The sequence below is a fragment of the Streptomyces phaeochromogenes genome (genome assembly GCF_001418655.1).
GTDB lineage: Bacteria > Actinomycetota > Actinomycetes > Streptomycetales > Streptomycetaceae > Streptomyces > Streptomyces phaeochromogenes.
Genome location: NZ_LIQZ01000212.1, coordinates 1 through 11053 on the forward strand (window position 1 = coordinate 1; position 11053 = coordinate 11053).

The following is an 11053-nucleotide window of genomic DNA, read 5'->3' on the forward strand; positions in this document are numbered from 1 at the left end:
GGCGGAACTCCAGCGCCCCGGCGTGCACGCTGAGCAGGGTCAGCCGGTGGGCGAGGACGTCGTGCATCTCGCGCGCGATCGCCTCCCGGGCCAGCCGCTGGGCCTGCTCGGCCCGCAGCGCCGACTCGGTCTCGGCCCGCCGCGCGCGGTCCCGCAGGCTCAGCATGAGCTGGCGCTTGGAGCGCGCGAGCGTGCCCCAGCCGACCACCGTGGCGGTCAGCAGCCAGCCGAGGGCGACGATCAGGACGTACGGGACCTCGGGATCGGGGCGCAGCCAGTAGAAGAGGGGAAGCAGCGCGGCGGAGGCGCCGCCCGTCCAGGCTGCGTACTTGAAGGGCCGGTGCACGGCGACCGTGAACAGGGCGACCAGGCCCGCGCCGCCCGCGGTGTTCGAGATGAAGCAGACCGGGACCATCGCCACGGCCAGGCCGACCGGCCAGCGCCGCCGGAGCCAGACCGCCGCGCAGGCGAACGCGCCGAGCCACTGGTCCACGGCTTGCAGGGCGTACGGGATGTCGGTGTTCCCGGACATCTCGTCCGCGCCGATCAGTCCCACCGCGACGGCGATCAGGAAGCAGGCGAAGTCGACGAGCCAGTCGCGCGCGGTGCGCTTGGGACGCCTCTTCCGGCCGGACTGATCGGGGTCGGGGTCGAGTTCGGCGGTGACCGCCGACGGCAGAAACCACCGGCGCCCGGGGTCGGGCGGGGGCTTCGGCAGTGGCGCGGTATCACTCACAGTCGACAAATCTACGCATCGTTGTCCGCTCGCACCGCCCCTGCCGCCTGATCACCGACCAAAGTAGCCGCACGACCGACTTTGGACGCAGGCGCGGCGAACCGGTCGGGGACTTCCGTCGGACGTACCTCGCCCCGCGGCCGATGAGAGTGGGGGGTCCGCGGGGCGAGGATCCTTGTATGAAGCAGGTGCTGGAGTTTCTCGGTGTGATCGCCCTCGTTCAGGGCGTCGCGGGCCTGGTGTACGAGCTCACCGGCTGGCTGCGCGGCTGGGGCCTCGTACAACGGCTCGACTTCCTCGACGGCCGCGAGATCTACGGGAGCGTCGCACTGCTCGTGCTGGCGTTCGCACTGTTCGCGGCGGCCGAGAGCCGGAAGACCTGACGAGCCGGGACCGGGCTTCCGGCAAACACCTCGTCCCGGTCAGCAGCTGTAGTTGACCAGCTTGAACGAGGCGTAGTGGTCGGAGGTGTAGTAGTCCTCCTGGCTCCTGTTGCCGGTGACGATGCGACGCGCACCGCGCGTGGACGAACCGGGCGTGATCACCGTGTACTCGTGGTAATCCGACCACACCCATCTGACCTGGGCTTATGAAGGTCGAAACGGCTGTGACCTGCTAGGACGGGTTGCAGAAACGATCGGAGGCAGTCAGAGGAAAACGCTCTGAATCGACCCCGGTTCGACCCAGGTCGCTCAGAGGCAGTCAGAGGCGATCCCTCTGCAACTTGCCTCCGAGAGACCCGAGTTGACGGAGATCGATCAGGAGCGGTGACCTCGACGGCTCTCTGTTCCTGCCTTGGTCGAGTTGCGATGGGGACGCCTGCCTCCAGAGCGGGGCCAGGCATACGAATGCCTCCAGGACGGCAATCCTGGAGGCATCGCTGGCACCGATCGGAGGTCGGTTCCGGGTACCACCCGTGGTTTTAGCGGGCCTGGGTGGCGCCCTTGTCTTTGCGAGACGACCTCACCGTGCCACACCACAGTCATCAGGCAGAACCACAGCGGCAGATCCCTCACCCGTTCGGCCGACTCGGCCTTCACCGCCTTCGTCCGGCAGCCGCCGAACTCGTGCTCCTAGGGGATCTCACCGGCCGGTACGCAACAGGCAGTTACAGCAGGCTTGGCTCCGACGGCCGCACCGTGGTCGTACGCCAGGACCGGGAGGGTGCGGCCGGGCACGGGCACCGGATCACGGCGGCGATCGCCTGCCATGTCGCCCGGGCCGGCGGCAGCATCGACGAGCTGACCCTGCTCCTGCTAAACCCCGACCACGAGGGCGGCCGGCACGCCCAGCACATCGCAGTGCGCTCGGGGCAGGCCCGCGCCCTGGACTACATCCGTCGGGTGTGGGCCAGCGCCTCGGCCGCGGTCAGCAGCTCAAGCGTGCTCGAGTCACGGCACCACGCGTATGAGGTTCTCGCCGCGCTGCGCGACCGCATCGAGACCACGCCCTGGCGCGGTGAGCGGGGACGGACCGCGCTGCGGGTGCTGCGGGCCCATCTGAACTTCGCCGAGATTGCTGGTGGCCCGCTGCACCACGCCAGCGAGCGGCAGACCGCGGAGGAAGCAGGGATCTCCCGCACGACGCTGCGCGTGGTCTACGAGACGGTCCTCAAGCCTGGGGGCTGGCTGCGTCGGCTGCGGGTCGGGCACGGCCGGGAGGGCTCCTCCTGGTATCTCGACCACGGCAGCACAAGTGGCCGCCGTGGCTGCGCTTCGCTGTCTCGTTTCTGGACCACTCAGTACCCCCCGACCTGGCACTTGAGGAGTGGACCACCCCTGAGACGGTCACGACGGCCGAGATCGACTCCGCCGTCATCGCCCGCCTGATGGGCCACGACGCCTTCGCCCACCGCGGCCTCGGCAGCTCCGCCCTCATGATCATCGGGGCGCTGCACGTCCGGCCCGCTCAGACGGTCAGCGATCTTGTCGGTACGGCCTCCGTGTCCCGTGCCACTGCCTACCGGACCCTGCGGCGCCTGGTCGACCACGGTCTCGTCGAGCACATCGGTGAGACCTGGGCTCTCGCCCCACGTGTGGTGGAGGGATTCGGCGACAGCTCTCTGGATGCCGCCACGGAACCGGGCACCTGGCCAGCACAGGGTTGGGACGGCATCGCCCAGTGCTACGGCACGGCGGGCGTCGCCCTCCGGCGCAAGGTTCTACACGCGGTCGAGCGAGCGGCATACCGGGAGGTGCTGGACCGGCGCGCGGAACACCGCAGCAAAGCCACGGTGATCGTCCGCGACGGGCGCCATGTCCTGGTCCCGGCACCCCGGCCCGATGAGATCCCGTCCGCATGGCAGAGCCCGGACGGAAGTGTCCTCGACCCGGCCACCGGCCGCCCTTCCGCCGACTGGCGCGTCGCGACGGATGGCCGACTGCTCCTCATCACCGCTGCTGACCAGCGCAGTTACGGCGAGCTGGCCGCTGCCCATGCCGAAGCCCTCAGGGAATGGAACTCCGCCGCGTGAACCCACAACCACCACCCGCCGACGCCGAGAGTGAATCCGTCACCCCTCAAGGCCTGCGCGAGCAGTACGAGTCCGGCGCCACGGTCACCGAACTCGTCGCCGCCAGCAGCCTGTCGTACGGCACGGTCCTCAACCGCCTGCGCGCGGCCGAGACCGTGATGCGCACCTCGTGGCAGACCCGCAGAATGCGCGACGGGCAAGCCCGCCGCAATCTCGCAGCTCGTCTGCGCCGCCTCTACGAGCAACAGGGCGCCACGCTCACGGAGTTGGCCGTAGCCGGATCCGTAACGCGACGTGCCGCCCGGCGGCTGCTGATCGAGGCCGGGGGCACGCCCCGCACCACCCAGCAGACACTCCGCATCCGCTCCGCAGCCGATGCCGCACGGCGAAAGAAGCTCGCGCTGTCCCTCCGCGCGCGATACGAGGCCGGCGCCACCGTGCCGGACCTCGCCAAGGAGTGCAACTACTCCATCGGCACCGTCTACCGGCTCCTCCACCAAGCGGGCACCCGCATGCGGCCCAAGCACCACCACGGCCCCGCCCGCACCCCGAAGAAGCGGTCATGAGAGCCCCGGCAGGCGTCCTCGGCCGGGCCCGGCAGATCAAGCGGCCGACGGTACGTAAACCCGAACACAGCGCTGCAGCACGGGCCCCTCCATCGCTGCAGACAACCGACACCGGGCGGCCATCGACGCCCGTAAGCCAACGCACCCTTCCCGATTCAGGAGATCAAGCACACGTGAGTGAGAACACCCGTACCAAAACCCTGGCCGCGGCCACAGCCAGCGCCTGGGACTCCTTCGTCATCGTCGTCGGCATGCTCAAGGGCGGCACCGGCAAGACCACCTCCGCCTGGTTCATCGCCCTCTACTACGCCGTCGTCCTCAACCTGCCGACGCTGCTGCTGGACGCGGACGCGACCAGCCAGTCCGCCTACGACTGGTTCAAGGTCGCCCAGGCCGCCGGCTTCGAGATCCCCGCCAACCTGGTCATCGAGCGGTACCCGTTCGACGACATCGCCGAGTACATCCGCACCAAGCGGGCCGAGTTCGGCGCGATCGTGGTCGACGCCGGCGGCGGCAGCGCCCGCATCTTCCACGAGGCTGTCACCGAGGCGAACCTGCTGCTCGTCCCGGTCGCCCCCACCAAGATCGAGCGCCGCAAGCTCGTGGCCACCTTCGACGAGGCCGAGCGCGCCGCCGCCCGCAACGAGCACGGCGTCACCGCCCACGTCGTCATGGTCAAGGCCGACGACCGCACCAGCCTGCCCAGCCGGGCGAAGGAGCAGCTGCTGGAGCCCGCCGAGGGCGAGGGCATCGGCCCGGACCGCGACGAACCGTTCCCGCTGGCCGAGACCACCATCCACTCCTGGGTGCACTACATGGAGGCCTTCGGCGAGATCCCGACCGAACTGAGCGAGTACGCCAACCTGATGAAGGAGCTGACCGAGGCATGAGCGAGAAGAACGAGAGGCCGAGGCCTCCGGCCCGCCGCACGGGAGGTCGCGCCCTGGGCGGGGCCAAGAAGACGACCTCGCCACCCCCACCCCCGGCCGCCGAGCTCACGCCTGAGCAGTTCGCCGCCGAACAGGCCACCGCACAGGCCACGGGCCACCCCGCAGCCGATGAGCTCGAGGCCCAGGACCGTCCCGCTGCTCCCGCGGAGACAAGGGCACAGGGCGAACGGACGGGTTTGCCCCTGGAATTGCCGAAGCCTCAGGCCCCTGCGGCCACCGGCCTTGCACCGAGCGGCCCCGTCCAGGCTCCGGCCTCCCAGTCGGGTCGCCCTGCCCCTGGAATGCCTGAGGTGCAGTCGGTTCCCGCTGGGCATTCGGCGCAGGGGAACGAACAATTCATGGCCCGCGTTCCCGAGCCAGCAGCAGCCGAAGTTCAGTCCACCCAGCAGATCCCGCAGGCAGATCTGTCCCGCGCTGCACCCACGGCCGCTGGAGTGTCGCCGACCTTCGAGGTTGCCGTCCGTCCGGCCGCTTCTGCGGTCCCAGGTGGCACTGCCTTCCCGGCGAGGACCGATGCTCCAGGCACCCACCAGGAGCACGGTCGGTCGGAGGCAGCGCCCAGCGAGGGAACCCCCTGGGCTCAGGGACCCGGCCGGCCCAAGGCAATCCCCGAGACGGCCGTCGTACTCAACCAGCGCATCATCACGCGCGAGAGCCTCGACTCGTCGGTCCCCGCCGCGCTGAAGCTCAAAAGGCGGATCAAGCGCTTCGCGCTGGACAACGAACTCGATCACCTGCCGACTGGCGACATTGTCGCGGTCGCATTGGACGAGTGGCTCACTGCCCGCGGCTTCTGACCCGCACGAATCCAGGGTGTCCGCGAACGCTCAACCTGTTCACGAACACCCGCCCCGCCGACTATTCCCATAGTCCACTAGGCGGCTAACTAGCCGCCTAGTGGACCGAACCGGAGCGCCCATGCCCGATCTCCCACGCTACGCCCGCCAGCTGCGCGAACTGGCCGACGTGCTCGACGCACAATCCGACCAGACCGACGAGTCGTTGACGCCGCACCCAGACACTATGAAGGTCATCGCTGGCCGGCATACCACTCGTGGTCAGATCAACTATGCCGTCCCCGACGCCCTCCAACTTCAACGCAGGATCCGCCGGTACCACGCGGATCACGCTGTCCAGCACGGCGACATCGTCGCCATAGCCCTCGACTCATTCCTGCGCGCCAAGGGCTACCCACCCGACCTCGTCCCGTCTAAGGCAGAGAAACGGTGATCACTCGGCTGGCGCGACTTCAGTACGCTGTGTGGAGTCTGCGATCAGCCTCATCGTTGTCGATGGCATTGAGCACTGCGGAGCATCACTCGGTGGCCGTAACCCTCGGGCCGCCACCTCGGCCCTCCAGTCAGGCTGGAACCGACAGCACCGCCCGGGCGACCTGCCGCTGAACCTCCGTCATGTTAGAGATCTAGCGCGCTGAACGCTCCTGCAGGTCCACAGTGTTCTCGATGGGAACGACGGGCTGGATTCCGTGCACACGAGCACGGAAGGCTGCGGCAATAGTGCCTCTTGGTAGTTGGTTTGGTTCGCACCCCCGAGCTACCAAGAGGCGTCTGCTGTCTTGCGCAGACTCTCGTGCAACTACCCGATCCGGGGCCCTGTTCAACCAGAGCAGCCCCGTGATCGATGAGTAGCTCGTCTCCCACTGATGTGCCCCGGTCACGCTGCGGTTGATCCGTTCGCTGCCGGCGACGTTGCAGGTGCTTCCGTCGAGGTCAACTGCGGCTCTGTCCTTGGTGTGCTTGCCGCCGTGGCCGGTTCGCCGGCTGGCGGTTCGGTGGGTGTCGCCGGTTCCTGTGGTCGGTCCTGATGTGCAAGCCGTTCCTGATAGCGCAGGGCGGCGAGCTCGTCTTTGAAGTTGTCGTAGTCCGGCACGGGCTGCAACGGCTCACTGCCGAGGTCGTACCGGCGCCGCATGTCAGCGAGCTGCATCCGACGAGCGTCACCTGCGTCTGTGTCTTCCAGCGCCTTCTCGATCTCACGGAAGAGAATGCGGGCACGATCTCGGATGACACCATCTGCGTGATCACGCAGGAAGCCCCGAACGAGCCGGGCGACGCGGTCTCGCTGCTGAGCGTCATCCTCAACGGTCCTGGCGTCGTGCAGCAGGTCGGCAAGATGCCCGAGCAGCTGCCCGAAGTTACTCCTAGTGGCCTCGGCAGCCTCCACAAGCACGCTGTCCCCGTCATCGGTGGTCGTGGCATGCAGCACTGACACGACTTCACGCGCGAAGCCGACCTTCTCGATGTGCTCTCCGGGAAAGACCAGGGTAAATGCCTTGACTGTTGCGTCCCAGACATGCGCCTTCTCGCTCAAGGCCGTCTTGATGGTGTCCGGGGTGAGCTCGGCTGTGGTCTCGCATTCGAGGCCGATCACGTGCTCGGCGTAACGGCGCGCAGCTGCTGCGGCGACCGGGAGCGCAATGAGATCTTCCGGCTCCTCGACGGCCACGCTGGGTTCGATGGCCAGGCCGACGTCTTTCACCCATGGGCCGACGGAAAGGACGAACTTGGCATCAATGAAGGCCCGTCGGCCGACCGGGCTCTTACGGAGCCGCGACGCCGCGTCGTTGCCGGACCTGTCGCTGTCCAGCAAGACCACGCACGGTGGTTTGATTTCGTCCCGCCCTCGGGCCAGGAAGACCAAATAGGGAATGGCTCCTGCCGATCCAGCGGGCACGATCGTGACGTCATTGAGGTTGAGCGTCTGGCTGGGGGCCGCACCGCAGCTGCGGAGATGCGAGGAGACGCCGGCGAGCAAGACCTGGTCGGCGAGCCCTTCCACGAACAGATTGGCGCCACCGATAAATGCCGTTTCGGCAACAAATGGGCCCAGTGAGGAGCGCAGCGGCTCGTAGTGGTTCCGGCTGGCGTCGGTGACAACGCGTGTGCCTTCGTCGTGGCTGCCCTTGTCCAGTACACGGATACGGTGTGCGGCATTGCGGTTGATGAGATAGGGAGAGTGCGTCACATAGATGACCTGTCCGCCAGGTGAGGCGTCTTCCGGCCTCGCGAACTCTTCCAAGATGCGCAGGAGATCCTGCTGGCCGACGCCGGACAGATAGGCGTCAGGCTCGTCGAGCAGCAGGAGCTGCTCGCGTCCGCTCGGGCGCTGGTTGGCTCGGAGCTGTACATAGTAGGAGAGGAAGTACCGCAGGCCTCGGCTGCGTTCGGCGAATGAATACTCGGTCTCGGTGCGGTCGCGAATTGTGAACGCGACTTCCCGTTCGCGTGGCGACAGAAGCAGCCTAAAGTCGCGATCTTGTGCCCACCACTTCGGGAAGTTGAGGTGTTTGGCGATGGCGTCATTCATTCGCTGAATGATCGCGTTGACCTCGCCTTCGCGCTCGGCAGTGAGCGCGGCGTCGAGATCGCTGAACGCGGCAGGATCGATCCGCGCGACATCGAGCAGGAGGCTACGCCCGAGTTCGAACTCCTTCTCACGAGCCTGCGCAATAGCGGGATCGACTGTCGGCGGCGTGAGGAAGCTGGAGATTCTGGACCATGCGGCGGGGATCTCAGCGTCGGCAACGTCGGACTTGGGGAGGGAGTCCAGAAGCCGACGGCGGCCCGCGCGGTCCGGGTGACCGTCGACGGCCTGTCCGGCCAGGCGACTGATGGGCATGCTCGCCGGCAGAGCGACTTCCGTCTCCAGCCTAAATACCTTCGGGAACGTCGCGCGAAGTGTCTTCTCCTCTTCGGCTGCCAGTTCACGGCGCGCAGTATTGCTTGCCGTGAACACGAAGGAGGCTCCGCTGCCCGAACGGACGTAGGCGAACCCGCGCGCATCGTCGCGGGAGTAGCCCAGAGATTCCATCAACTCGTCGTCTTCGTCCGTCTCAGCCGAGAAACGTCCGGCGAAATCCGAGACGCGGCGTTCTCCGTGCTCCACCGAGTACAGATCCGAGTAACGGCAGAAGTCACGACGATCAACGGGGTCTTCGGTCAACAGCATGTTGACGGCATCGAGCAGGTGGCTCTTGCCCGACTCGTTGGCGCCGACCACTGCGGTGACGTAAGGATCGACGTCCAGCCGTACGAACGGGTACCACCCGAGGTTGGTTCGTTCCCAGTCCAGCGCGCTCGCCTCCCGGTGGGCCTTGCGCTCGTAGTCGAAGTTGAACGAACGGAAGAACCGGACATAGACACGGTCCAGTTTCATCTGCCCCCCTAGGGTGACGCATTGATCTACGCATTCTGACATCGAAGCCCGACAATCGCGCCCAAACCGAGGACGCTGCGGTGATCCAGGAGAGCGCATGGAGTCCACGGCCCTTGAAGCCGTCAAGTCGTCCTCTTCAGACCGTGTGTCCCATGTGGTGAGGCGGCCTAGGACCATCCGTGGCACAGGAGCGGTGGTGGGCAGCGCCAGGCAAATCGCTGCCGCGCGAGCAGCCCATGCGGATCCAGAACTGCCCGTGGAGAACTTCGTAGCGCTGCCTGTGGTCTGCGCTACAGGCCTTCCTGATGGCAGCCAGGCAGGAGATGGGGCTCATCGAGACACCAGAAGGCGCCTACAACGTCCATGGGCCGGCGGGTGGGAGGACGACGGCAGTGATCGAGTTACCGGACGCCGCCAGTCCGGACCGTCTCGGCAAGCCGATACAGGAGCGAAGCCGCCATACCGTTGAGCGTGATGGCATCCGATCGCACCCATGAGGCACTGGCGATCGCGCCGTCGTTGTGCTGGGGCCCACTGAGCTGGTTGAACAGAGCCTGCATCAGGTCAGCGTACCCATCCGCCTGATCTGCGAGCCGTTGGAGGATGACTCCGTACCGGTCGTCCTGGCCCTGATCGTCGCGCTTCTTGATGCTGTTCTGCGGCCAGATGTTCAGCTTGCGCATGGCGGTGACGGCGAGTCGGCTTTCGCGGATGGCGTCCGGGTACTCGCCAGCGGTGATCTGTCGGTCCGCAGTCCGCAGGTGCTCTGCGGCGGTAGCGAGCGGGCCACCGTTCATCGGCAAAGGCACGGTGACCGTGAAGGCCACGGCGAGACCTAGCTGCTCGATCTGGTTCTCCCAGACGCTGGCCGGCACCCGCCGCTCCTCCTGGACGTGGGCGAACGGATACCCGGAGCTCTGCGGCAAGGCCCCCTCCACATCGAGCTGGACAGCCAGGTCCTGGCCGTTGCGGTGCTTCTCCAGCTCCAGGACCTGCTCGGAGGTGACCGGCACGATCAAATCCACGGACACTAGGTTCGCCTTGGTCCGCAGCGGCACCGGTACTGGAAGGAACGCCCCGATCCAGCCGAGCCCGCCCGCGGCCCGCAACTCCCCCGACAACGTGGCTTGGTTGATGTCTTGGGCGACGTCGAGCCGTTCAACCTCGACCCGCACAGCCAGCCGGTGCACGCCGAGGCCCGGCATTAGGGACAGGGGTGGCATGCCTCCCGGCTCCGGCGACCTCAGCCGCAGCAACGTGCCGTCCTCAAACTTCATGTCCGAAGTCATCGCGCCTCCCTGTTCAGAAGGCGATTGTCGGCCAACCGATCCGCGGGCGCACCGCATTTCGGGTGTCGACAGAGTGGGAGCCAGCGAGCGTGGGGCCCACTCGCTCCTGACGACCTGAGCCGAGAGGTCCAGCAACTCGGAGGTGGAGGCTTCATGGAGCTGTTGCGAGCCAGGTTAACTTCCCGAAAACTCATCGGACTTGACGGGAAAATCTCCAGGGTTGTCATTGACATGCCACTGTCTACGCGCGTCATCATGTGGTCATGAGATTCCCCCCACGAATCACTCGCATCGGCGCCGCGGCCGCCGTCCTGTCCGCTCTCCTCGTCGGCGGCACCGTCGCGACCGCCACTCCGGCGGCCGCCGCGGTCGGCAGCATCTGCTATAGCACCCTGCCCTCCCAGGCGCACGACACCCTGGACCTGATCGAGCAGGGTGGCCCCTATCCGTACTCGCAGGACGGGACCGTCTTCCAGAACCGGGAAGGCGTCCTGCCCAGTCAGTCCTCTGGCTACTATCACGAGTACACCGTGATCACGCCGGGCTCCTCCACGCGCGGTGCGCGCCGCATCGTCACCGGTGAGGAGAACCAGGAGGACTACTACACAGCCGACCACTACGAGTCCTTCGACCTGGTCAACTACGGCTGCTGAAGCCGGTCGGCACGATCCTCGTAGCGGATACGAGGAGCGGTGAGACCAGCCGGAGGTCCGGTCCGCGTTCAGCCGGGCTTCCGGCTCGCCGCGGCGGCGAACAGCGCGATCCCCAGTACGACCAGTGCGATGCTCACGCAGATCTCGTAGCCACCGGCGACGCCCTGTACCAGGGCGAGGAACCCGAGTAGTTCCAGCAGTTGCTTCATG

12 protein-coding genes and 1 pseudogene are annotated in these 11053 nt (G+C 67.0%); 8 read left to right on the forward strand and 5 right to left on the reverse strand.

Annotation, left to right across the window (positions count from 1 at the left end; genetic code table 11):
* Positions 1–736 (reverse strand): histidine kinase (locus AOK17_RS27070; protein WP_169801952.1); only part of this gene is annotated, 736 nt, incomplete at its 3' end.
* A 179-nt stretch (positions 737–915) separates the two neighbouring features.
* Here AOK17_RS27070 and AOK17_RS27075 point away from each other — a divergent pair.
* Positions 916–1119, forward strand: a complete 204-nt coding sequence (locus tag AOK17_RS27075; RefSeq protein WP_055615170.1) for a hypothetical protein — start codon at positions 916–918, stop codon at positions 1117–1119.
* Positions 1120–1158: 39 nt separating this feature from the next.
* Here AOK17_RS27075 and AOK17_RS27080 read toward each other — a convergent pair.
* Positions 1159–1296 (reverse strand): annotated as a pseudogene (locus AOK17_RS27080) (ribonuclease domain-containing protein); the annotation flags it as partial.
* Between the two features lie 507 nt (positions 1297–1803).
* Between AOK17_RS27080 and AOK17_RS52535 the strand changes: the two are divergent.
* The 6 genes from AOK17_RS52535 (at position 1804) to AOK17_RS27105 (ending at position 5955) form a co-directional block, all read left to right on the forward strand.
* Positions 1804–2565, forward strand: coding sequence for a hypothetical protein (locus AOK17_RS52535; RefSeq protein WP_245697383.1), 762 nt, complete (start codon positions 1804–1806; stop codon positions 2563–2565).
* The gene (locus AOK17_RS52540) at positions 2565–3209 is read left to right on the forward strand and encodes a helix-turn-helix domain-containing protein (protein WP_245697384.1); all 645 of its coding nucleotides are present in this window, start codon (positions 2565–2567) and stop codon (positions 3207–3209) included. Before AOK17_RS52535 ends, AOK17_RS52540 begins: the two co-directional genes overlap by 1 nt.
* Positions 3206–3775, forward strand: coding sequence for a helix-turn-helix domain-containing protein (locus AOK17_RS27090; protein ID WP_425424638.1), 570 nt, complete (start codon positions 3206–3208; stop codon positions 3773–3775). Before AOK17_RS52540 ends, AOK17_RS27090 begins: the two co-directional genes overlap by 4 nt.
* 173 nt (positions 3776–3948) lie before the next feature.
* A complete protein-coding gene (locus AOK17_RS27095) occupies positions 3949–4665 on the forward strand; it encodes a ParA family protein (RefSeq protein ID WP_055615172.1) in 717 nt (238 codons plus the stop codon).
* Positions 4666–5063: 398 nt separating this feature from the next.
* Entirely contained in the window at positions 5064–5522 is a 459-nt protein-coding gene (locus AOK17_RS48900) for a hypothetical protein (RefSeq protein ID WP_079053308.1), read from the forward strand.
* A gap of 121 nt (positions 5523–5643) precedes the next feature.
* The gene (locus tag AOK17_RS27105) at positions 5644–5955 is read left to right on the forward strand and encodes a hypothetical protein (RefSeq protein ID WP_055615173.1); all 312 of its coding nucleotides are present in this window, start codon (positions 5644–5646) and stop codon (positions 5953–5955) included.
* Between the two features lie 444 nt (positions 5956–6399).
* On the opposite strand, the gene AOK17_RS27110 is transcribed toward AOK17_RS27105, so the two are convergent.
* Positions 6400–8901, reverse strand: a complete 2502-nt coding sequence (locus tag AOK17_RS27110) for an AAA family ATPase (protein WP_055615174.1) — start codon at positions 8899–8901, stop codon at positions 6400–6402.
* Positions 8902–9302: 401 nt separating this feature from the next.
* Entirely contained in the window at positions 9303–10190 is an 888-nt protein-coding gene (locus tag AOK17_RS27115) for a hypothetical protein (protein ID WP_055615175.1), read from the reverse strand.
* Between the two features lie 263 nt (positions 10191–10453).
* Between AOK17_RS27115 and AOK17_RS27120 the strand changes: the two genes are divergently transcribed.
* The gene (locus tag AOK17_RS27120) at positions 10454–10843 is read left to right on the forward strand and encodes a guanyl-specific ribonuclease (protein ID WP_055615176.1); all 390 of its coding nucleotides are present in this window, start codon (positions 10454–10456) and stop codon (positions 10841–10843) included.
* A gap of 68 nt (positions 10844–10911) precedes the next feature.
* Here AOK17_RS27120 and AOK17_RS51330 read toward each other — a convergent pair whose 3' ends face one another.
* Positions 10912–11052, reverse strand: coding sequence for a hypothetical protein (locus AOK17_RS51330; protein ID WP_169801953.1), 141 nt, complete (start codon positions 11050–11052; stop codon positions 10912–10914).
* Position 11053 lies beyond the last annotated feature (1 nt).